17 protein-coding genes are annotated in these 23270 nt (G+C 71.1%); 5 read left to right on the forward strand and 12 right to left on the reverse strand.

Annotation, left to right across the window (positions count from 1 at the left end):
• Positions 1-26: 26 nt before the first annotated feature.
• From ATC03_RS13445 to ATC03_RS13475, 7 genes are all read right to left on the reverse strand, one after another.
• Positions 27-2423 (reverse strand): transglutaminaseTgpA domain-containing protein, encoded by a 2397-nt coding sequence (locus ATC03_RS13445; RefSeq protein ID WP_084003494.1) that lies wholly within the window; start codon positions 2421-2423, stop codon positions 27-29.
• Positions 2420-3805 carry a DUF58 domain-containing protein gene (locus ATC03_RS13450; RefSeq protein WP_227820099.1) on the reverse strand — a complete coding sequence of 462 codons (1386 nt, stop codon included), beginning with the start codon at positions 3803-3805 and terminating at the stop codon, positions 2420-2422. Before ATC03_RS13450 ends, ATC03_RS13445 begins: the two co-directional genes overlap by 4 nt.
• 4 nt (positions 3806-3809) lie before the next feature.
• A complete protein-coding gene (locus ATC03_RS13455) occupies positions 3810-4781 on the reverse strand; it encodes an AAA family ATPase (protein ID WP_067878027.1) in 972 nt (323 codons plus the stop codon).
• Positions 4782-4798: 17 nt separating this feature from the next.
• Entirely contained in the window at positions 4799-10657 is a 5859-nt protein-coding gene (locus ATC03_RS13460) for an Ig-like domain-containing protein (protein WP_067878030.1), read from the reverse strand.
• Positions 10657-12069, reverse strand: a complete 1413-nt coding sequence (locus ATC03_RS13465) for a serine/threonine-protein kinase (RefSeq protein WP_227820100.1) — start codon at positions 12067-12069, stop codon at positions 10657-10659. Before ATC03_RS13465 ends, ATC03_RS13460 begins: the two co-directional genes overlap by 1 nt.
• Before the next feature lie 191 nt (positions 12070-12260).
• Complete coding sequence (locus ATC03_RS13470; RefSeq protein ID WP_084003495.1) at positions 12261-13103, reverse strand: PP2C family protein-serine/threonine phosphatase; 843 nt, start codon at positions 13101-13103, stop codon at positions 12261-12263.
• Entirely contained in the window at positions 13100-14161 is a 1062-nt protein-coding gene (locus ATC03_RS13475) for an FHA domain-containing protein (RefSeq protein WP_067878040.1), read from the reverse strand. Before ATC03_RS13475 ends, ATC03_RS13470 begins: the two co-directional genes overlap by 4 nt.
• A gap of 171 nt (positions 14162-14332) precedes the next feature.
• Here ATC03_RS13475 and ATC03_RS13480 point away from each other — a divergent pair, with 171 nt between their 5' ends.
• From ATC03_RS13480 to ATC03_RS13490, 3 genes are read left to right on the forward strand one after another with little or no spacing between them, the layout of a single operon-like run.
• Positions 14333-14815 carry an Lrp/AsnC family transcriptional regulator gene (locus ATC03_RS13480; RefSeq protein WP_067878043.1) on the forward strand — a complete coding sequence of 161 codons (483 nt, stop codon included), beginning with the start codon at positions 14333-14335 and terminating at the stop codon, positions 14813-14815.
• Positions 14816-14827: 12 nt separating this feature from the next.
• The gene (locus ATC03_RS13485) at positions 14828-16216 is read left to right on the forward strand and encodes an aspartate aminotransferase family protein (RefSeq protein ID WP_067878047.1); all 1389 of its coding nucleotides are present in this window, start codon (positions 14828-14830) and stop codon (positions 16214-16216) included.
• Positions 16216-17664, forward strand: a complete 1449-nt coding sequence (locus ATC03_RS13490; protein ID WP_084003496.1) for an NAD(P)/FAD-dependent oxidoreductase — start codon at positions 16216-16218, stop codon at positions 17662-17664. Before ATC03_RS13485 ends, ATC03_RS13490 begins: the two co-directional genes overlap by 1 nt.
• On the opposite strand, the gene ATC03_RS13495 is transcribed toward ATC03_RS13490, so the two are convergent.
• Positions 17651-18838 carry a DUF4192 family protein gene (locus ATC03_RS13495; protein ID WP_161490347.1) on the reverse strand — a complete coding sequence of 396 codons (1188 nt, stop codon included), beginning with the start codon at positions 18836-18838 and terminating at the stop codon, positions 17651-17653. The genes ATC03_RS13490 and ATC03_RS13495 overlap by 14 nt on opposite strands.
• A gap of 186 nt (positions 18839-19024) precedes the next feature.
• Here ATC03_RS13495 and ATC03_RS20830 point away from each other — a divergent pair, with 186 nt between their 5' ends.
• Both ATC03_RS20830 and ATC03_RS13505 read left to right on the forward strand, forming a co-directional pair.
• The gene (locus ATC03_RS20830) at positions 19025-19516 is read left to right on the forward strand and encodes a methylated-DNA--[protein]-cysteine S-methyltransferase (RefSeq protein ID WP_067878055.1); all 492 of its coding nucleotides are present in this window, start codon (positions 19025-19027) and stop codon (positions 19514-19516) included.
• 5 nt (positions 19517-19521) lie between these two features.
• Positions 19522-20172, forward strand: coding sequence for a DNA-3-methyladenine glycosylase I (locus tag ATC03_RS13505; protein WP_084003743.1), 651 nt, complete (start codon positions 19522-19524; stop codon positions 20170-20172).
• 25 nt (positions 20173-20197) lie between these two features.
• Here ATC03_RS13505 and ATC03_RS13510 read toward each other — a convergent pair whose 3' ends face one another.
• From ATC03_RS13510 to atpD, 4 genes are read right to left on the reverse strand one after another with little or no spacing between them, the layout of a single operon-like run.
• Complete coding sequence (locus ATC03_RS13510) at positions 20198-20956, reverse strand: YaaA family protein (protein ID WP_067878058.1); 759 nt, start codon at positions 20954-20956, stop codon at positions 20198-20200.
• A complete protein-coding gene (locus ATC03_RS13515; protein ID WP_067878061.1) occupies positions 20957-21529 on the reverse strand; it encodes a P-loop nucleotide/nucleoside kinase family protein in 573 nt (190 codons plus the stop codon).
• Between the two features lie 10 nt (positions 21530-21539).
• Positions 21540-21800, reverse strand: a complete 261-nt coding sequence (locus ATC03_RS13520; RefSeq protein WP_067878063.1) for a F0F1 ATP synthase subunit epsilon — start codon at positions 21798-21800, stop codon at positions 21540-21542.
• A gap of 2 nt (positions 21801-21802) precedes the next feature.
• A complete protein-coding gene (atpD, locus tag ATC03_RS13525; RefSeq protein ID WP_067878066.1) occupies positions 21803-23263 on the reverse strand; it encodes a F0F1 ATP synthase subunit beta in 1461 nt (486 codons plus the stop codon).
• Positions 23264-23270 lie beyond the last annotated feature (7 nt).

The raw sequence follows: 23270 nt of genomic DNA on the forward strand, positions 1-23270 counted from the left end.
CAACGCGGCACCGCAGATGCGACATCTCATGACCGACTCCCTCTCCGGCTGACAGCGTACCCGCCGAGCGACGTCAGCGAGATCGCCGCGAGCCATCGCTCCCGTCGCGTGCGCGGGGCCGCGAGCCGTCGCTGCAGTTCGTCGACCGAACGCCACACGCGCTCGTCGTCGCCGTCCTGGGGCCCGCCCGGTGCGAAGACCGCGCGGTCCACGACCGACGCGAGCACGAGCGGCGCGAGCCCGCCGACCGTCGCCGCCTGCTCGGCCCTCGTCGAGTTCGACCGGATCGGATACCCGTAGTCGGCCGCCGTGTCGGCGAACTCCTGCCACCCGCCCTCGATGCGATCGACGGGCGACTCGGCTTGACGGCGCACGCGCCGACGACGGATCTTCGCCACGATCACGGCGAGGAACGGGCTCGCGATGAGGGCGAGCACGAGCACGCTGAGCCCGGCGATCGTCGCGACCGTCGTGAGCACGCCGAGCCAGCGACCGAGATCGTCCTGCGGCCGGTCGTCGGAGCGGTCGCTCGGCGAGCCGTTCTCGTCGACCTGCGTGCGCTCGGGCGGCGGCGGCAGCGCCGACTCGGGCCTCGACACGATCTCGGGCTGGTCGGGCTCCCGCTCGGGGATCTCGCTCGGCACCGGGTTCGGGTCGAGCGCGATCCAGGCGCCGTCGGCGCGCTGCACCTCGATCCAGGCCTGCAGGTCGTCGCGGCGGAGCACCGTGGGGGACGCCGCGTCCGCCGCGGGGCGCCCGGTCGTCGGCGCGTCGGCCGCGACATCCGATGCATCCTCCAAAGCATCGGTCGACGCCGTGTACCCGACGACGACGCGCGCGGGGAAGCCGATCCTCCGCGCCATGAGCGCGGCCGCGACCGCGTACTGCTCCCCGTCGCCGACCATCGGCTGGTCGGCCGCGAGCTGCGCGAGCCGGTCGAGCGCATGCCCGGAACGGCTCGCCACGGAGTCGGAGATCGTGCCGTGGCTCACGTACCCGGTGCTGTGGAAGCCCTGGATGACGGCGGCGAGGCGCCGGCCGGGGGCGTCCGAGGCCGGAGCCCACGTGTCGAGGAGGTCGTCGAGCTCGGCCGGCAGTTCGGGAGCAGCCGGGACCACGCTGGTTCCGGGCTGCATCTCGCCGAGCTGCGACGGGTCGAGCATGGCGACCGACCATGCGGTGTAGGTGTCGCCCCGCTGGAGGCCGGAGGCGACGGCCCCCGTGCCGGTGGTGTCGTTGTACACGAATCCGTCGGCGAGGGTCTCGGCCCTCGGCCCGCCGAAGTCGATGCGCTCCAACTGTCCGATTCCCGGGACCCACACGTCGTCGTAGGCGGCGACCGCGACCGAGATGCGCACTGGCTCGCCCTCCACGCCCGACTGGTCGAGCCGGTACGGGAGCCGGGTGAAGCTGCCGGAAACGGAGGTGCCATCGGCGCCGCCCACCGAGTACACGATGCCGTTGTAGGTGTCGAGCGTGGCGATCGCGAGCCCGGCACCCGGCGGCAGTCCCTGCACCTGGAGCATCGCATCGTCGGCATCCGTCGGGTCGAACGCGGCCCGGAACGAGGACAGGGGGCTCTCGTGCGCCCGCGGCTCGAACGGCTGCTGCACCTCGGAGCGCACGACGGTGCGGGCCTGCGCCGGCATCAGGAAGGTCGCGGCGCTCGCACCCATCGACGCGACGACGAGGATCGCGGATGCCCCGAGCAGGCGCCGGGCGTCGCCGAAGGCCCGCTCGACCGCCGAGCGCCCGCCGAGCGCATGCCGGTCCATGATCGCGACGTGCACGAGCCAGCCGACGATCGCGACGAGGAACCAGAGTCCCGCCGCGAGCGCGAACCCCCCGTGCACGACGCCGAGCAGGATCCCGGCGGTCATCAGCGCGGCCGGCGGGAGGACCGCCACGACCGGATGCCGCGTGCGGAAGGCGATCGTGACCGCGGCCGCCGAGGCGAGGAGCGTGAGCAGGAACGGCGGCACGAGCAGCGCCTGGTACGAGCCGACCGGAACGGCGATCGTGACGAGCTGCTTCCATGACAGGGCCGTCGCGGCGATCAGGTCGAGCATGCCCTGAGGTGTCGGCAGGACGCCGGCATAGGCCCGCGACGGCACGGCCGCGGGCACCCCCAGCAGCAGGAAGGCGAACACCAGCGCGAGGAGCACCTTCCACGACGGCCAGGCCCTCCGTGCGCCGACGAGTCCGACGCCCATGCCCGCGATCATGGCCACGGCAGCAGCGACGAGGAACTCCGTGCTCTCGTAGACCGGCCACCACGGGATGAGCGCCGCGACGAGCAGCAGGACGAGCAGCGCGATCGAGACGGTCGTCGACCAGGCCGAGCGGCCGACGCCGTCCGGCGACCCGATGCCGGTGCCGGTCCTCCTTCCGGCGCCGGGGCTCCCCCGCAGTCGTGCGTTCACGCGACCGACGCCGTTCTGGCGAGCATGGCCCGAAGGTCCTCGAGGTAGCCGATGCCGAAGACGGTGAGCCCGGCGACCGTGCGCGCCGACGCGTCGCCCTCGGGCGAGCACTGCACGCCGATCGCGTCCACGCCCATCGGCAGGCGCGATGCGGCGGCCCGCAGCGGCGCGGTACCGCGGGCCGTGCCGGTCACGAGGAAGGCGAGCGAGACGCCGGGCAGGGCCTCGGCCGCGGCGGGCGCGACATCCGAGATCATCGCCGCATGCTCGTCGCGCTCGATCAGGCACAGCGAATCGAGCAGCCGGTCGCGCGTGACCGTCGGGAGTTCGCGCACGCGGCCGAGCGGGCCACGCGTCGACGTGCCCCTGGCAGCGGTGGCGTATCGAACGCCGGAGCCGGCCGCCGCCACCTGCCCGTGCGCCGGGCGAGCGCCCGACACCACGAACGACACCGTGCGAGCATCCCGGATCGCCCTCGCCCCGACCGATGCGGCGGCGCTGACCGCGAGCTCGAACTCGGCGTCGTCGATGTAGGCCGACGGGTCGAGATCGAGTACCACCAGCAGTCGGCTACGGCGGGTCTCCTCGAACTGCCGGACCATGAACGTGCCGGTCTTCGCGCTGCTCTTCCAGTGGATGAAGCGACGATCGTCTCCCGGCAGATACTCCCGGAGCGCGTGGAAGGCGATGTCGCTCGCGGTCAGGTCGCGTGTCGGCGATCCCTCGAGGTCGCGGATGAAGCCCGAGCTGAGGGCGGCGATCGCCACGGTACGCGGATGCACGTGGAGCTCGGCGACCTCCGACCAGACGATCTCGCGACGCATGAGTCCGAGCGGGTCGGCGCGGACGGTGCGCGCCGGGCCGACCGACACGACCCCGCGACGATCGGTCGGCACCCGGAAGGAACGGTCGAACGCGGCGCCCCGCGCGAGCCCCGGCAGGACCCACTCCATGACTTGGCGGCCGACGGGCACCTCGAGCTTGACGCCGCCCCACCTGCGATGGCCTGGGTTCTCGGCGACGAGTCGCGCCTGCGCGGGTTCGCCGACGACGACGCGCGGCGTGGGCAGCGACAGCCCGATCGTCGATGCACCGCGACCGAGGAGCCAGACGGATGCCGCGCACGCGACGAGTGCGAGCCCCCACCCGAGCACGAGGGACTCGCGCCATCCGAACGCCGACCCCACCGCGAACGCGGCGACCGCGCCGAGGATCACGGCCCAGCCGCGCGCCGTCACGACGGAGCCGACCGCGCGCCGCCATTCGTCGAGGAGTCCGAGCGCCCGACCCGTCCCGCGCACGAGGTGCGCGATCACCGCCGCGAGCACGCCCTCCCGACGGGCGTCCTCCGGCATCGAGGTGCGGGTCTCGGCGAGGCTCACGGTCTCACACGGCCTGCCTCGAGGATGGCGGCGGCGTCTCGATCAGCACCTGGGCGATCAGGTTCGACGCAGTCACGCCGTCGAACTCCGCCTCGGCGTCGAGGATCAGGCGGTGCGCGAGCACGGGCTCGGCGAGCGCCTTGACGTCGTCGGGCACCACGTAGTGCCGCCCTCGGCCGGCCGCATGCGTCTTGGCCGCGCGGATGAGGGCCAGCGCGCCGCGCACGCTCACGCCGAGCCGCACCTCGCGCGTGGTCCTGGTCGCATCGACCAGCCGTGACACGTAGTCGTGGATCGTCGGATCGACGTGCACCGTGCGCGCCGCGGCCGCCATCTGCACGATCTCGGACGCGTCGAGCTGCGGCTCGACCTCCACCCCGTGAGCCCGCTGGTCGGCGCCCTCGAGGATCCGGATGGTCGACGCGTGGTCGGGGTAGCCGATCGAGGTGCGCATGAGGAACCGATCGAGCTGCGCCTCCGGCAGCCGGTAGGTGCCCGCCTGCTCCACCGGGTTCTGCGTGGCGATCACCATGAACGGATGCCCCACCGGGTGGGTCCGCCCGTCGACGGTGACCTGGCCCTCCTCCATGACCTCGAGCAGGGCCGACTGCGTCTTCGGGCTCGCCCGGTTGATCTCGTCGGCGAGCACGATGTTGGCGAAGACCGGTCCCGGATGGAACTCGAACGCCCCGCTGCGCTGGTCGTACACGGTGACGCCCGTGATGTCGCCCGGCAGGAGGTCGGGCGTGAACTGGACGCGGTTGCTGGTGCCGTGCACCGATTGCGCCATCGCCCTGGCGAGGGAGGTCTTGCCGGTTCCCGGCACGTCGTCGAGCAGCAGATGGCCCTCGCTGAGGAAGGCCGTGAAGGCGAGACGCACGACCCGGTTCTTGCCGAGCAGCACGGTCTCGACGGCCCCGACCAGGCGGTCGAGGTTCGCGGCGAAGCTCGAGGCCTCGTCGGGGGTCATCGTCATTCGTCCTCCATCGTGCGTCACGGGTTCTGATACCTCACTCTCACGCCGGCGACCTCAACATCCAACCAGACCCGGTCGCCCGGCCGGGCTCCGGGGATCCGGCAGCCGGTGTCCCGCTGCGCGGCCACGCCGACGTCGTCGCCCTCGACTCCGCATCGGAAGCTCGCGGGGATCCCCGAGTTGTCCGGCGCCGATCCCCACGTCCACGTCGCGCCGGCGGCATCCCAGACGCGCGAGGGCAGCGCGAAGGTGAGCGAGGGGCGGGCATCGGTCGGCAGGATCTTCGACCACGGCCCGCAACTGCCCCACGGAGAGCATTGCCGGATCTGGAAGCGCACCGTCTCGCCGAACGGCCGGCCGAGGACGGCGCGGAGCCACCCGGTTCCGGCGAAGTCCTTTGGCGCGCCGAGCTGAGCACCGTCGGCGTCGACCGCGACGATCTGCAGTCGCTCGCCCGGCTGGACCTCGGAGATGTATCGATCCCAGGTGTCCTGGGTCATCCAGTCCATGCCGCTCTGCACCGACGTGACCGGTCCCGGCGGCTCGCGCACCACGACCACTCCGACCCCCGTGCTCGCGCACGCCGACCGGTTGTAGCCCCAGACCACGAACGCGTAGCTCGCGGCTTCGGTGGTCGCACCCGAGAACTGCACGCTCGAGGCATCCGGTCCGGTCGCGACCATGTCGAGCACCGTTCCGCCGCGCGACGGGCCGATGACGGCACCGGGGGCAGGCGCCGTGACCGAACAGCTCTGTGCGCCCGTCGGCGGTGCGGTCGTGCCCTCGGCGAGGCGCTGCACGAAGTACCCGCCGATCGCGTCGCCGTTGCCGTCGAACGGGCTCCAGCTGACGGTGACGGTTCCGGCGAGCGCATCGCCGACGACGCTGATGCCGCCCGGCACCGGGGCGCCGAACGGCGTACCGGAACCGGTGCTCTCGGCCCACACCGCCATCGCCGGATAGGCCTCGTTCCTGGCGCTCACCGAGAACTCGACCAGACTGCCGTTCTCGAGCGCACGCGAGTCGACCTGGCACCGCGAGGCGGTGCAGACCGAGGCGGCGTCGACCTCGGTCGGAACACCGCCGACGACCACGACGTAGGAGTGCACCGCGCTGCCCGCGCCGGCCGAGACCGGAGACCAACTGAGCCGCAGCCGGCCGTCGAGCGGTGCGGCGCCCAGCCCGGCCGGGGCCGGCGGCACGACGTCGGACCAGATCGGCCCTGGTGCGTCCACCGGGTCGGAGAGCCCGATGCCGTTACGGGCCTGCACGCGCAGCAGCACCGCATCGGCTCGACCGTTGCCGAGCGTCGCCACCCGACAGGTCGTCACGGCGCACTCGGTCGTCGCCAGCACGGCGCCCGACACCGGGTCGATGAGGCCGATGCGGTATCCGACGATCGGAGAGTTGTTGAAGGCGCCGGCGCCGAACACCAGGTCGAGGGTGCGATCTCCGAAGCCGGTCACCCTGGGCGCCGACACCGGCTCGGGGCGGTCCTGCACCGACACCGTGACGGTTCCCCACGCGAAGCGGTCCGGGTCGTCGGTCGCGTCGGCGACCTGGTACTGCAGGGTCGTGTTCACCGGTTCCGCATCGTCGGCGACCTCGACGAGCAGGGTCGACCCGCCCTCGACGGTGATCGAGACCCCGTCGGGCAGGGTATCGAGGCCGCGCAACGACTTCACGCGCAGCGGCGTGTCCGGGAACGGGTTCGTGCCGCCGTCGTTCGCGAGCACGTCGACGCTCGTCGCCGCACCGCGCTGCACGACCGCGGAGTCCGCCACCGGACGCGCGAGCGGCCTCGTCGACGGCACCACCTGGAGATCGATGCGCCCGGGGATGCCCTCGCCCGCCGCGTCGGCGACCTCGACGGCGACGGAGGCCTTCGAGCCCACGGGCTTCGACGCCGACGGGGTGACCGTCAGCCGATCGCCGTCGAGTTCGAACCCGAATCCCTCGGGCAGCGGATCGACGAGCCGGTACTCCAACTCGTCGGTCCGGTCCTTGTAGGGGTAGGTCGTCAATCTCCCGAGATCGATCGGCTTCGCCTTGCCCTGTTCGAAATCGATCGACCCGCCGTCGAACACGGGTGCCTGGTCCGTGGTCGCGTTCACCGTGATCGGGATCACGATCGTGCCCGTGCGGCCGGTCGGGTCCGCCCCGGATTCGCCGTCGGTGGCCGTGAACGAGATCGATGCGGGGCCGAAGTACCCCGCCTCGCTGCGGAATCGGAGGGTTCGCTCGTCGACCCAGGGGTCCGCGCCGTCGCTGTGCGCAGCCCGCACCGTCGCGGCATCCGCGATGCGAACCGGACGACCGGATGCCGCGATCACGAAGTCCTCGATGTCGAGCTCGACGCTCTGGCCGCTCCGCACGGCGACGCGGGGCGCGTCGCGTCGGAGCTGGGGGATCGCGTCGTCGCGCCCCGGCACGCGGATGAACGCGTGCGAGACGACCGAGGGATCCTCGGGGTGGGTCAGCGAGAACGGGATGATCCGGCGTCGGTCCTCGACGTCGATCCGGATGCGACCGTCGCGCAGCACTTCGGCGCCCTCGTCGAATCCGTCGACCAGGGCGACGTCGAGATCGGAGACGTCGGCATCGGCGAGGAACGCGTCGGCGAGCACGTCGACGTCGACCCGCTCCCGATCGAGGATGTCGGTGAGGTTCAGGACCACGTCGTCGACGTCGGGTCTGGCGAAGGGCGCGTCCTCGCTCGCGATGACGGTCAGGAAGCTCGACGCGGTGCCGAGCCGATCGTTGCCGACCGTGTACTGGAAGCTGTAGGAGCCCTCGACGTCGGGCACCACGACGTCGACCCGGTCGTCGATGAACGAGGCGGGTGCGCCGCCCTGCTGTTCGGAGACCCCCGTGATCTCGAGTGCGCCCCCGTCGGGATCGTTGTCGTTGGCGAGCACGCGCACCGAGACGGTGCGCCCCGGGCGCACGAGCACGGTGTCCTCGACGGCGACCGGGTTCCTGGCGCCCTCCGGACGTGCGGCGATGCCCACGCGAACGGTGCCGACGGCCCGCGCGCCGAGCGCGTCGACGACCGCGTAGGTGAAGGTGTCGGTGCCCGCCGAGTATCCGCCGGCCTCGTAGTCGAGCCAGTCCGGGCCGGTCTCCGTCACGGTGCCGAGTTCGGGGTTCGACTCCTGCCCGACGAGCAGCACCGAGTCGCCGTCGGGGTCGGTCGCGCCGAGCGGCACGGCGATGCGCACCTTGTCGCCTGCGAGCGCGCGAGCGGTGATCTCGGGCGGGGCGGGGGCGGCGTTGGTCTCGGGGTCGGCCGATCGCACCGAGAAGTGCACGGTCGCGCTCGCCACCTGCCCCGGTGTCCTGATCAGGTACGTGGCGTCGTACTCGCCCGGGGCCTCTGGAGCGAAGTAGCGCAGCCGGTCGCCGCTGACGAAGAGCAGGCCTGCCGGGGGTTCGACGACGAGCTCGGGGTCGAGGGTGAGCGGCAGCCCGTCGGGGTGCTCGTCGTTCGCGAGCACGGGCACGTCGATGACGTCGCCGGTGCGAACCGAGGCCGTGTCGGGGTTCGCGACGGGGGGCTGGGCGACATCCGGCGCCGGAACCTCGACCACGGTGACCGCCCCCTCCGCTTCGCCGAGGCCGTTGCTCACCCGGTACCCGAACGTGAGCGAGCCGAGCGGCAGGGGTGCGAGCAGCTGCACCCGGAGGATGCGGTGGTCGATGACCGCGACCCGCATCTCGTTCGTGTCGGCGCCGAGCAGGTCGGTGAGCACGAGCACGCCGCCCGTCGGGTCGATGTCGGTCGCGAGCACGTCGATGTCCATCGGCTGGTCGGCTCGGAGGAAGGCGGTGTGCGGCACGGTGATCGGGGTCGCATCACGATCGGATGCGGCCTGCACCTCGACGCGGATGAGACCGGTGACCGGGGCCGCCGTCTCGTCGGTGACGACGTATTCGAGGTAGTGCGTGCGCTCGGCCGAGCTCTTGAACCGGAACGTTCCGCCGTCGTAGTCGGGAGTGATCAGGGTGTCCTGCTTCGCCGGAACGCTCGTGAGCACGATGTGCCCGGTGCCTCCGTGCACATGTCGGAGAGGATCGACCCGCACCTCCTCGCCGGCCGTCGCGAGCACGACGAACGGCTCGGCGACGAGCGGCACGCTGCCCGGAGACCGCACATCGACCTGCAGGACCCCGGTTCCCTGGTCTCGGCCGTCGTCCGCGACCAGCGGCACGCGTCGCGTCGCGCCCGCCCCGCCGTGCTCGTCGAACACGACGGAACCGTCGGCCGTGAACGAGACCGAGTCGCCGTCGGGGGACGTGGCCGAGCGCAGGAAGAACGGATCGCCGTCGGGGTCGACCCAGTCGCCGAGCACTGCCGTCGTCGATCGGCCTCCGACCGCGACCGTGGTGGTGCGCTCGCGGACCTGCTCGGGTGGACTGTTCTCGTCGTCGGTGCGCACCCGCACGCCCACCGTTGCACGCGCGCTTCCCCCGCGGCCGTCGTCGACGGTGTACCCGAACGTGAATCCCTCGGTGACCGAATCGTCGAGCGAGACCTGCACCTGCTGGCGGTCGGTCACGAGATCGAGGCGCACGCCGGCCGGCAGCGCGCCGTCCACCGAACCGATCGCGAGCACGTCGCCGTTCGGGTCGTAGTCGTTCAGGAGTACCGGCAGGACCGAGGCCCGGCCCGGCCGTGCGCCGAACTCGTCGGCGACGGCGATGGGATCGACCTGGCTCCGCTCCAGCTCGGCCGGTCGATCGGCGTCGGGGCGCTCGATCTTCTCGTCGTCGGTCTCGGTCGCGAGCAGGTCGGCCCAGTTGTCGATGACCCGGTAGTCGGTCGCCGCGGCCCAGCTTCGGCCAGAGGAGCGGTCGTTCAGCACGAGCGAACGCCCGTTCGCGAAGAACGCGAGGTCGGCGCCGGCCGGCATCTCCGGGCTGAAGGTCTCGGGCGACCCGCCGTCGCACCAGCGCCACGCCGTGCTGCTCGACCAGGCCGCGTTCAGGCAGCCGCCGTGCCGAACGGGCGTCGTCGGGATTCCGACCGCGGGCGTCGCATCGGCGACGCGCGCGACATGGTCGGAGAGGCCGACGGTGACGAGGCCCGTGCGCGAGGCGATGGCGACGACCTCCCCGTCGACCGAGGGCTCCTGCAGGTGCGGGTCGTCGCCGGCGCCGACCAGGTCGCCGAGCGGCACGGTGCCGTCCGCGAAGTGCAGCAGCATGGTGCGTTCGTCGAGCACGGCCCACCTGCCGGCGACCGAGGTCATCTGGAAGGTGGAATCAGGGTCGGAGACGTCGGTCTGCCACTGTTCGACGACGGCCTCCGAGTCGTCGACGTCGACCCGCTGCACGATCCCCCTGGAGGGCGTGAACGCGAACAGTCGACCGTCGGGCGCCACGGAGACCACGCTGCCCGTGCCGAACGTCAGGGTCGGGTCGGAGTCGACCTGCAGGTCCACGACCTGGTCTGACGGCATGGTCCACACGTTGCCCTCGGCGGCGACGACGACCTTCGACTCGGTGATCGCGATGCTGCTCGCCGGCGGCACGACGACCGTCTCGGCGACGGTCGAGGTCGTCGGATCGATCACGGCGACCGTCGCCCGATCCGGGTCGATCGCGAGCACCGTCTGCCCTCGCTGCGCGATCTCGACCGTCGACCCGCCGGTCTCGACGATCGAGTTCAACTCGTGCACCGCCGTGTTCGCCCGCCCGACCGATTCGAGATCGTCGTTGGCGACCCACACGGCGGCGTCGCCGAGGTCGATGCGCTCGGCCGAGTATCCGCCGGATGCCGCGGCGACGCCGACGATGACGGCGACCACGGCCACGCCGATCGCCGCCGTCGCGACTGCGGACGGATGGCGGGAGACGACCGAGCGCAGCCTCATCAGTCCTCCGCGTCGATGTCGACGCAGCGTTCCTTGCTCGCACGGCCGGTCTTGCCGTCGCGGGTGACGGTCACCTCGGCGCACAGGTGGTCCCCGTCCGCGCCGACCACGTCGATGCGGGGCTCCCGCTGCACGGGACGGGCCGTGCCGTCGATGATGACGAGGTAGGCGTCACCGCCCTGCAGCCCCGGGTCGTCCCAGGTGAAGGTCACGAGGGTGCGGTCGGCGGTGGCCCGCACGTCGGTGACCACGGGGATCGGAGCCGTCGCGGTGCTGACGAGGTACGCCCCGCCGAGCGCGACCCCGACGAGCAGCACGGCGACGGCCGAGATCGCCCAGAACGCGCGGCGCGGGGCCCGGGGCGCGGGCGGCCGCGGCCCCGTGGATCCCGATCGCGTGTCGGAGCGCAGCGTCGTCGTTCCGGGCCGGTCCGCCGGGCGACGCGTTCGGCGGGCCCGACGATCCGGAGCGCCGGGAGCGCCCGCCGGTGCGGCGAGGATGCGCGTCCGTTCGTCGAGGTCGACCCCCACGGCGAGCGCCCAATCCTCGGTGACGACCTCGAGCGGGGTCTGCGGGAGCGCGAGTTCCTCTTCGACGGCCTGCAGGTCGCGCACGAACTCGAGCGCGCTGGACTGCCGGTCGGCGGGCCGTTTCGACATCGCACGGGCGAGCACCCGTTCGAGCGACTCCGGCACGTCGTCACGGCCGGTGCGGGGCAGCTTCGCGGTGCGGATGCGGGCCGAGACACGTGCGACGGCATTGTCGCCGCCCGGCTGCTCGAACGGGCTGCGGCCCGCGAGCAGCGAGTACACGGTCGCGCCGAGCGACCAGACCTCGCTCGCGACGGTGCCCGCGTCGTCGACGAGCACCTCGGGCGCCGACCAGGGCACCGAGAGTCCGACGGCGTCGGTCGAGGAGATCGCGCCGAGTTTCGCGGCGATGCCGAAGTCCGACAGCACGGGGTGCCCGTAGGCGGTGGTCAGGATGTTGGAGGGTTTGATGTCGCGGTGCAGCACGCCGTTGCGGTGCGCGGTCTCGACGGCGCTGGCGATGCGCACGCCGATCGCGAGCACCTCGGCGAGCGGCAGCGCCGTGCTGCGATAGCGCTGGCCGAGCGTGGCCGGGCAGAACTCCATGACGAGGTACGGGCGTCCGTCGGCCGCGACGCTCGCCTGGTAGACCGTCAGGATCGACGGGTGCGACGAGAGCTGCGCCATGACGTCGGCCTCGGATTGGAACATCTGCCGCGCCGCATCGTCGACGACCTCGGCGAGCAGCACCTTGACGGCGACGTGTCGGCGAGGCATGTTCTGCTCGTAGAGGAACACGTCGGCGAACCCGCCCGATCCGAGCACGCGGATGTACGAGAACCCCGGGAGGTTCGGCGGGGTGGACGGCAGTCGTCTCGACACGATCCTCCCTGATCTCGGTACCTGATCGGGTGCGTCGCGGCTCGATGCCGGCGGCATCCGGTCTGCTCATTCTAGGTCGGCCGACGCCGGCTCGACGGGCGGGTCGAGGGCTCGCGATCCGGCTGGCGAGGCGCCGTCTCCACCCTCCGACGCGCGTCGTCAGCGGGGACGACGGGTCGTGTGGGACGGGTTCAGGATGCCGCGGGCGAATCGAGTGCGCCCTCGGCCGCCGCCTGCTCGGGCGCGGGCTCGGGGCGGGTGACGTCGAGCACGTCGACGACGAGCACGGTGACGTTGTCGCGCCCGCCGTTGCCGAGGGCCGCCTCGAGCAGGTGCGCGGTGACGCGTTCGGCCGATCGGTCGGCCGTCATGAAGTGCCGGATGCCGTAGGAGGTGAGCTCCTTCGTCAGCCCGTCGGAGCAGATCAGCAGGCGCATGCCGGGCTCGACCGCGATCGCGCGGTAGTCGGGGATCGGCGACTCGTGGAACCCGACGGCACGCGTGATCACGTTGGAGTGCGGATGCGTGTCGGCCTCGTCGCGCGTGATCTGGCCCGCGTCGACGAGTTCCTGCACGATCGAGTGGTCGACGGTGAGCTGCTCGAGCACGCCGCCGACGAGTCGGTAGACCCGCGAATCGCCGATGTTGAACACGATCCAGGCGGGTTCGTCGGAGATGAGGCCGAGCGCGACGCCGGTCACGGTCGTGCCGCTGCCTTCGTCGGTCACGCCCGTGCCGCGGTGCATGTCCTGCACGGCGAGCCGCAGCGACTGGTCGATGTCGCCGGTGCCCATGACCAGCTTGCCGCCGTGCTCGGCGAGGCGGGTGACGACCGCCGCACTGGCGAAGTCGCCGGCGGCGTGGCCGCCCATGCCGTCGGCGACGGCGAAGATCGGCGCCTGGGCCACGAAGCTGTCCTCGTTGACCTGCCGCCGGTGTCCGACGTCGGTGCCCGCGGCCCACGACAGCGTGATCTTCGTCCCGTCCGGCAGCACGATCGGATGCCGGGACTTGCCGTTTCCGATCTGTGTCACGTGCGGGGCCTGTCGGTTCGGGTCGGACGGGGAGCTTCGTCGCTGGCTGGGAGGACCTCGATGATCGTATCGTCTCCGAGGTCGAGGGTGCTCCCCGGCACGACGACGATCGACTCGCCGGCTCGCATGCGCCGTACGCCGGTCGCGGTGCGGAGCACGGTTCCGTTGGTCGAGCGCAGATCGGTCGCGACGAGTCGTTCGCCCTCGACGCGGAGTTCGAGGTGGGTGCCGGAGACGACCCCCGTCGGCGAGCGCACCGGCACGAGCTCGGGAGCCGCCGAGGCGGCCGCCGGCGCACGAGGGGCGAGCGGACGGCGACCGACGAGGATCGGCCGGGTGACGGTTCGCACGTCGTCGGCGCCGATGCGCACCCGCGGCGGCGGGCCCGGCGCGAAGGCGCTGATCGGGTCGAGGTCCGCCGGACCCTCGACCGTCTCCGGTTCCTCGCCCGTGATCGCGATCGCGTCCGTCGCCGTCTCCGTCTCCGGTGCGTTCGTCGCATCGAGCGGACCGCCGCGCGCAGCCCGGTCGGACGAGGCGCCGAGGGGCACGTCGGCGCCGGACGGTCGCGCCTCGGGCGTCCACTCGACGTCGGTCGCCCTGAGGGTCGCCCGGCCCGGTGCACGGGCGCCGATCGCGGTGCCACGCGGCCGCAGCGGAGCCGCAGCCTCCGTGATGCGCACGCCGCTGACGTCGCGGAACTCCGCGAGATGCCACGGACGGATGCCACGGCCGTCGAACCGCCGTGAGCCGCCGGGCGAGTCGACGTCGACGACGGCCTCCCCGCGGACGACGGCCGTGACGCTCGAGGCGTCGGCGGTCGGCCACCAGACGACGGCGAACCCGCGATCGACCTCGCCCGCGGCATCCGGTGCTCCGGGGATCTCCTGGACCAACCGTTCGATGCCGACCGTCGCGTCGCCGGTGAGCCCGGCGAGCTCCGCGATCGCCCGGTCGTCGGCGGGCGCGGCGAGCACGGCGATGAACCGGTCGCCGACGACGACCTCCCATTCGCCCGCCCCGACGCGGGTGGCACTCGTGACGGTTCCGACGACCATGGGTTCAGTCTGCACCAGTGCGGGTCGGCCGATCGCACTCGTCTCACGCTCGGACACGCCGCCCCGGTTTTCGCGGTGGACGCGACGGAAGGCGTGGGAATCCGTTGCGAAGGGGATGGATTTCAACGGAATCCCTTGCCGCGGACCTCGCACACTGACACAATCGGTCGCATGACGAACACGGCACGAACAGCTGCACCGCGGCCCGTGCATCTCGACGACGTCTCGAAGGCGATCATCGAACAGCTCCAGGCCGATGGGCGCCGCTCATACGCCGACATCGGCAAGGCCGTCGGATTGTCCGAGGCGGCCGTGCGTCAGCGTGTCCAGCGCCTGACCGAGTCGGGCGTGATGCAGATCGTGGCGGTGACCGATCCGATGCAGCTCGGCTTCACCCGCCAGGCGATGATCGGCATCCGCGCCTCGGGCGACACCCGGGAGCTCGCGGCCAGCCTCGCCGAACTGGCCGAGATCGACTACGTCGTGCTCACGGCCGGCAGCTTCGACGTGCTCGCGGAGGTGGTGTGCGAGAACGACGACGAGCTGATCACATTGCTGAACTCGCGCATCCGCAACCTGCCGGGCGTGCGTTCGACCGAGACGTTCGTCTACCTCAAACTCCAGAAGCAGTTCTACAACTGGGGCACTCGCTAGAAGGGATCGACCATGACCGATCGAGTACGGGACAACGCAACGCTCCAGCAGATGGCGAACGACCACCTGTGGATGCACTTCGCCAGGCAGTCGACGATGCACTCCTCCGGGGTGCCCATCATCACGAGGGGCGAGGGCCACCACGTCTTCGACATCGAGGGACGCAAGTACTTCGACGGCCTTGCGGGGCTCTTCACGGTCAACGCCGGGCACGGCCGCAGGCGGCTCGCCGAGGTCGCCGCGCGCCAGGCCGAAGAGCTCGCGTTCTTCCCGATCTGGTCGTACGCGCACCCCGCCGCCATCGAGCTCGCCGACCGGCTCGCGACCCACGCGCCCGGCGACCTGAACCGCGTGTTCTTCTCGACGGGCGGCGGCGAGGCGGTCGAGACCGCGTTCAAGCTCGCCAAGTACTACTGGAAGCTGCAGGGCCGCCCGACCAAGCACAAGGTGATCTCCCGCTCGGTCGCGTACCACGGCACCCCGCAGGGCGCGCTCGCGATCACGGGCATCCCCGCCATCAAGGAGATGTTCGAGCCGGTCACCCCCGGCGGCTTCCGCGTGCCGAACACGAACTTCTACCGCGCCGCCGAGATGGGCGCGCCCGCCGAGGACATCGAGGCCTTCGGCATCTGGGCTGCCAACCGCATCGAGGAGCAGATCCTCTTCGAGGGCCCCGAGACCGTCGCTGCGGTCTTCCTCGAGCCCGTGCAGAACTCGGGAGGCTGCTTCCCGCCTCCCCCCGGCTACTTCACGCGCGTGCGCGAGATCTGCGACCAGTACGACGTGCTGCTCGTCTCGGACGAGGTCATCTGCGCCTTCGGCCGCATCGGCCACATGTTCGCGTGCGACGCCTACGGCTACGTGCCCGACATGATCACGTGCGCGAAGGCCATGACCTCGGGGTACGCCCCGATCGGCGCGACGATCATCTCGGAGAAGCTCTACGAACCCTTCGCCACCGGTGACACGTCGTTCTACCACGGGTACACCTTCGGCGGGCACCCGGTCTCGGCCGCGGTCGCACTCGAGAACCTCGACATCTTCGAGGAGGAGGGCCTGAACGAGCGCGTGCGCGAGAACTCGCCCCTCTTCCGCGCCGAACTCGAGAAGCTGCTCGACCTGCCGATCGTCGGCGACGTTCGCGGCGACGGGTACTTCTTCGGCATCGAGCTGGTCAAGGACAAGGGCACGAAGGAGACCTTCAACGACGACGAGGCCGAGCGCCTGCTCCGGGGGTTCCTGTCGAAGGCGCTCTTCGATGCGGGACTGTACTGCCGCGCCGATGACCGTGGCGACCCCGTGATCCAGCTCGCGCCGCCGCTGACCATCGGCCCGGCCGAATTCCAGGAGATCGAGCAGATCCTCCGCGGGGTACTGACCGAGGCAGCTACGAAGATCTGATGCCGCGACCCGTGCATGCCGCCACGGACGGGTCCGTGGCGGCGTACCGGGCGACGGGCTTCTGGTTCGACTCGCTCGTCGAGATGGGCCTCGACGACCTCAGGCCGCGACCCGCGCTCACCTCCGACGCCCGTTTCGACGTGTGCCTCGTCGGCGGCGGTTTGACCGCGCTGTGGACCGCGCACTCGCTGCTCGCGCTGGATCCGACGCTCCGCATCGCGATCCTCGAGCGCGAGATCGCCGGGTACGGAGCGTCCGGCCGCAACGGCGGTTGGTGCTCCGCGCTGTTCCCGCGCACGGCGGGCGCGATCGAGCGTCACGACGGGCTCGACGCCGCCGTCGCGATGCGACGCGCGATGATCGACACGGTCGCCGAAGTCGGAGCCGCGACGCGTCGCGAAGACATCGACTGCGACTTCGTGCAGGGCGGCACCGTCGTGTTCGCGCGCGATGCCGTGCAGCAGCGGGCCGCCGCCGCGGATGTCGCCGAGGCCGCGCAGTACGGGGTCGATCGCACCGGGCTCCTCGACGAGCTCGAGGTCGCCGCCCGCTTCGGCATCACCGGCATCGGCACGAGCCGCCCGACCGCGACCTTCGACCCCGATTGCGCCGGAGTCCACCCCGGCAAGCTCGTGCGCGGACTCGCGCGGGCGGTCGAGGCATCCGGCGTCTCGATCTTCGAACGCACCGAGGTGCTCGACTGGGCGGCGGGGCGCGTGAGGTTCCGGTCCCTCGACAGCGGGTTCGAGGGCAGCGTCATGGCCCGACGGGTCATCGTCGCGCTCGAGGGCTTCGGGTCGCAGTTGCCGCGCGTCCGACGCCGCATCCTGCCCCTCTATTCGCTCATGATCGCGACGGAGCCACTCTCCGACGCGACGTGGAACGAGATCGGCATCGAGCACGGCCAGACCTTCAGCGACTACCGGCACCTGCTGATCTACGGGCAGCGAACCGCCGACAACCGATTCGCGTTCGGCGGTCGAGGGGCCAACTACCACTGGGGCAGCGCCGTCGATCCCTCGTTCGAGCGCGTCGACGCCGTGTTCGAGCACCTGCATCGCACGCTGGTGGAGCTCTTCCCGATGGTCGGAGCCGTCACGGTCACCCACCGCTGGGGCGGACCCATCGGCGTCGCGCGCGACTGGACCGCGACGGCGAGCTACAATCCGCGCACGGGCGTCGGATTCGCCGGCGGCTACGTCGGCGACGGCCTGTCGACCACGAACCTGGCCGGGCGCACGCTCGCCGACCTCGTGCTCGAGCGCGATACCGAGCTGACCCGCCTGCCATGGGCGAACCATCGTTCGCCGCTCTGGGAGCCGGAGCCGTTCCGGTTCATCGGCGCGAACCTCGGCGTGCTCGGCATGCAGGTCGCCGACTTGGAGGAGCGCGCCACCGGCCGCGCCTCGCTCGTCGCCAAGGCCGTGGGCCGGCTCACGGGCCACTGATCGCTCCGTGGTGCTCGTCCGTCCGCTCCGGGCGCACGAAGACCCATTCGGGAAGCGCCCCCGATCCGATGTACTCCGCGAGCAGGCTCGACATCGAATGCGCCGGATCGCACTCGAGCGCCGAGTCGAGGAACGCGCCGGCGACCGATCCGCGCCCCTGCGTCCACGCGAGCCAACCGGCGATGCAGAGCGACCCGCTCCGACCGGCGGCCGGCGCGTGCGCGATCGCGTCTCCCAGGACCGCCAGCGCGCGTTCGACCCTGGCCCGGTCGGGTCGCAGCATCGACCGGCCCATGATGAGCCGTGCAAGCACCTCGTCGAGGTCGGCCCGCTCGGCGTGCCCGCGGTCGTCGTGATCGAGATCAGCCGCCGCGATCTCCGCGGCGGCGGTGTCGTGCGGCGCGTGCGAGACCTCATGGGCGAGTTCGCCGACCATCCGTCCGAACGCGATCTGCAGCATCATGGCGTCACGGAAGGGAGGCCGCGAGGCGAGGTGCACGAACCACGCGAGCCTTCGCGCGTCGACCGGTCTGCGTCGGGGGCGGGCGATGAGCGTCTCGACGAGCTCGACCGGGTCCGCGTCCCGGCCGAGCTCCGACATCGCGCCCTCGAGGCTCGGGAGGTCGCGGAACTCCGCGAGGGCCGCGGCGACCGAGGCGGCTCGCGCGGGGTTCGCCGGCGGCAGCCCGGCTCCCGGTCGATCGCCCGCGGCGATCCGGTCGCCGTCGGGCACGTCATTGACAGCGGCGCTCGATTCGATCAGGACGAGCGGATGCCCCATGGCCGGCGCATCCGGGTCGAGCAGCGAGCTCCAGCCGTCGGCTGCCTGGCAGAGCGCATCGCGGACGACGAAACCCGCCTGCCCCGCTCGATCGGCGACGAGTTCGAGCAGCGCGCGCTCGGGCATCCCACCGTTGTCGGCGAATCGGGCGTCGGTGTAGATCACGGGGACGATCGCATCGATGTCGACGATCCGGCAGATCGTGCCGATCACCGCCGCCACGAGACGGTCGTGGTCGACTTCCGCGAGGGGCAGGTCGTGGCGGAGCACTCCGACCGACCGGTTGCCGCTGAAGACGATGCAGAGCAGCGATCGCTCCGGCCGGAACCCGGCGAGCGTGGGAACGAGAGCGAGGAAGTCGTGCGCCGACGCGGCGCGGATGATGGCGGTCATGCCGCGAGCATCGAGCACCGATCCCGCAGACGTCGGCGCGCTCCCGCCGCATCGGTCGGTTGCATCGAAGCCACGGCTGTTGAGGACTGCTCGCGGTCTCGTCCTCCACAGGACGTCGTCCGCGGCCTGTTGCGCCATGTCCGATTCCCGCGAGTCGTTGTCGGATGCCGCAGCTACGCTCGAGCCATGACCGACCTGTTCCTCGCACGACTCGACAGCCCGATCGGGCGGCTCGAGCTCCTCGCAGACGACGACGCCGTCACCTCGCTCTCGATCGAGCGCGACGGCGCACTCCCCCATGACGCCGACCCCGAGCGCCGCAACGCGGTGCTCGACCGGGCACTGGCGCAGCTCGGCGAGTACTTCGCCGGCGAGCGCACCGACTTCGACGTGCCGGTGCGCCTGCACGGCACGGCCTTCCAGCTCGCGGTCTGGAACCGGCTGCAGCAGTTGCGATGGGGCGACGCGACGTCGTACGGCGCGCTGGCCGCGGCCGTCGGCAAGCCGGGCTCGGCCCGGGCGATCGGCGGGGCCGTCGGAGCCAACCCCGTGCCGATCCTCGTCGGCTGCCACCGAGTGCTGGCGTCCGACGGCCGGATCACCGGGTATTCGGCGGGCGAGGGTGTTCCGACGAAACTCTGGCTCCTCGGCCACGAGCTCATCGGCTTCGCCGCGTGAGCGTGATCCCCCGGCCCGAGCTCATCCGAGGCGACGACGCCCTGGTGCGATGCGGTTGGAGCGGCAACGACCCCGAATACCGGCGGTACCACGACGACGAGTGGGGCACGCCGCAGCACGATCCAGTGCGACTGTTCGAGAAGGTCTGCCTGGAGGGGTTCCAGGCTGGCCTCTCGTGGATCACGATCCTCCGCCGGCGCCCCGCGTTCCGGGAGGTGTTCCACGACTTCGACGTCGAGCTGGTCGCCTCCATGGGTGAATCCGACGTCCTGCGCCTCCTCGCCGACGAACGCATCATCCGACACCGGGGCAAGATCGAGGCGACGATCCAGAACGCCAGGGCCACGCTCGAACTCGATGAGCCGATCGATCGACTCATCTGGGCATTCGCACCGCCCGCGCGGCCCTCTGCACCGGCCACCTTCGCCGAGGTGCCCGCCGTGACGCCCGAGTCGACGGCGCTCAGCAAAGAGCTGCGAGCGCGGGGGTTCCGTTTCGTCGGTCCGACCACGATGTACGCCCTGATGCAGGCGGCCGGTCTCGTCGACGACCACCTCAGCGGATGCTTCAGGTCACCGGCGGCCGCAGCTGCGGCACACGACTCGGCGGCGGCGAGGCCGTCGCTCGAAGCGCAGGCGCCCTCATCCGCGCTCTGAACAGTGAGACGACGGCGCGCCGGACTCAGGCGACGAGGTCGAGCTCGACCGGCGCACCCTCGCCCGCCGAGCCGAAGCCCATCACGAAGCCGGATTCGGCGGCCCACCCAACGAGGTCGTCGACGGAATGGAGCTGCGGGCGCGTCTCGAGCAGGCGGCGCGTGAACCGACCTTTCGCCTGCTTGTTGAAGTGGTTCAGCGCACGTCGACGACCTCCGTCGTCGACGGCGACGACCCGCAAGAACACACTGCCCGCACGCACCGGCGCCGGACCGAGCTCCGCATACGCCTCAGAGCGGAGGTCGACGACCAAGCCCTCGTGCGAGACGATGCGCTGCGCGATCGACTCCCGCCAGAAGCGCTTGAGCGCCACGCCCGGGACCCGAGAGTCGTGCGAGAGCCGATACGCAGGAATCCGATCCATGGCACCGACCAGCCCGAAGAGTGCCGAGTGCACGAAGACCCTCTCGGCGGCGAACTCGCGAGCGCGCTCATCGAGCGTCTCGGCATCGAGCGCGTCGAACAGCACGCCGGTGAACCGATCGAGCGCCGGCATCGTCGCCGACGTCCACAGCGCTCGGTTGTGCTCGATCTCGCCGGCGAGCCGCGGCCCCAGCTTGAGCGCTCGCATCGCGGCTTCGTCATCGGCGCATAGCGCCACCAGACGATCGGCGAGCTCGGTGCGCTGGGCTGCCAGGTCTGGAAAGGACAGCTTCGACAGGTCGAGCGGCGCACCGGTGCCGCCCGCGCGCTTCGTCTCCGAAGGCGGCAGGAGGAGCAGCATCTACGAGGCGAGGAAGGCGAGCGTCGCGTCGACGTTGGCGCCGAGGGACTCGATGCTGTCGATCGTCACGCGCGGAAGCGCCGACGACGGGCCGGTCCAGGCGGCGTAGCCCTCGAGGCTCTGCTCGACCGCGCGCCACGTCGTCTCTTCGAGGTGCGGCAGGTTGCGCTCGCGCTTGGCGAGACGCGAACGGTGGAGCTCCTCATCGGAGCAGACCACCTCGACCACGCGAAGACGCACGTCGGTACGCACCGCGAGATCTCGCCACTGCAGGCGGGCCGCCTCGCCGGCGTTCACGGCATCCACGATGACCGTCCGGCCCGAGGAGAGCTCCTTCTCGGCGATCTCCTCGGCCACGAGGTATGCCGCGAGCCCGGTGGGCTCGTCGGCATCGATCCCAGCCCGCAGAATCGCGGACTCGATCGGGTCGACCGACACGACGGTCGCCCCGAGCCGGGCGCCCACGATCTCAGCGATCGTGGACTTCCCGGCTCCGGGCAGACCCGCCATGACGACGAGTTGCGTGATCGACAGCTCTCCGAACTGCCGATCCAGCGGCTGCTCCCCCGGCATCCGCTCGGCCTCAGGCCAGTTCGGCGTGAGATGCGACGATCTGCACGGCGTTGGACTGCACCGACAGGAAGCCGTCTTCGGCGTTCGCGGCGATCTTCTCACCGCTGGGGAGGGACACCCGGACCTCGCCGGCGGCGAGGACCGCGAGCATCGGCTCGTGGCCCGGCAGGATGCCGATCTGGCCCTCGACGGTGCGAGCGATCACCATGGACGCCTCGCCCGACCAGATCTCCCGGTCGGCCGAGACGACGCTCACCTTGAGTGCGGCCATGCTCAGCCGTTCTCCTTCTGGATGCGTGCCCACTGCTCTTCGACGTCGCCGATGCCACCGACGTTGAAGAAGGCCTGCTCGGCCACGTGGTCGAAGTCACCACGGGAGATCGCGTCGAACGACTCGATCGTGTCCTTGAGCGGAACGGTCGAACCCTCGACACCCGTGAACTTCTTGGCCATGTAGGTGTTCTGCGAGAGGAACTGCTGGATCCGGCGCGCGCGGGCCACCGTGATCTTGTCCTCCTCGGAGAGCTCATCGACACCGAGGATGGCGATGATCTCCTGGAGTTCCTTGTTCTTCTGCAGGATCTGCTTGACCGTGGTCGCGACGCGGTAGTGGTCGGCGCCCAGGTAACGGGGGTCCATGATGCGCGACGTCGAGGTCAGCGGGTCGATGGCCGGGTACAGACCCTTCGACGCGATCTCACGCGAGAGCTCGGTCGTGGCGTCGAGGTGCGCGAAGGTCGTCGCGGGAGCCGGGTCGGTGTAGTCGTCGGCGGGCACGTAGATCGCCTGCAGCGAGGTGATCGAGTGACCACGAGTCGACGTGATGCGCTCCTGGAGGACGCCCATCTCGTCGGCGAGGTTCGGCTGGTAGCCCACGGCGGACGGCATGCGGCCGAGCAGCGTGGAGACCTCGGAGCCGGCCTGCGTGAAGCGGAAGATGTTGTCGATGAAGAGCAGCACGTCCTGCTTCTGCACGTCGCGGAAGTACTCCGCCATCGTGAGCGCGGAGAGGGCGACGCGAAGACGCGTTCCCGGCGGCTCGTCCATCTGGCCGAAGACGAGGGCGGTCTTGTCGAAGACGCCCGCCTCCTCCATCTCGTGGATGAGGTCGTTGCCCTCACGGGTGCGCTCGCCGACACCGGCGAACACCGACACACCACCGTGATCCTGCGCGACGCGCTGGATCATCTCCTGGATGAGGACGGTCTTGCCGACACCGGCACCACCGAAGAGGCCGATCTTTCCACCCTGCACGTACGGCGTGAGGAGGTCGATCGACTTGATGCCGGTCTCGAAGAGCTGCGTCTTCGACTCGAGCTGGTCGAATGCCGGCGGCTTGCGGTGGATCGGCCAACGCTCGGTGATCTCGATCTGCTCGCCGGGCTCGCCGTTGAGGACATCGCCGATGACGTTGAAGACCTTGCCCTTGGTGACGTCGCCGACGGGCACCGAGATGGCTTCGCCCGTGTCGGTGACCTCCTGGCCGCGGACGAGACCGTCGGTCGGGTTCAGCGCGATGGCGCGGACGAGGTCGTCGCCGAGGTGCTGCGCGACCTCGAGGGTCAGGATCGTGCTGTGGTCACCGATGGTGACGGTGGTCTTCAGCGCGTTGTAGATCTCGGGAATCGAGTCGTGGGGGAACTCGATGTCGACGACGGGGCCGGTGACGCGTGCGATGCGCCCGACGGTGCCGGCGACACGCTCGGCGACCGGCGCGGTTGCGGTGTCAGTCATTCTGCTC

It is taken from the genome of Agromyces aureus, from assembly GCF_001660485.1.
GTDB classification, from domain to species: Bacteria; Actinomycetota; Actinomycetes; order Actinomycetales; family Microbacteriaceae; genus Agromyces; species Agromyces aureus.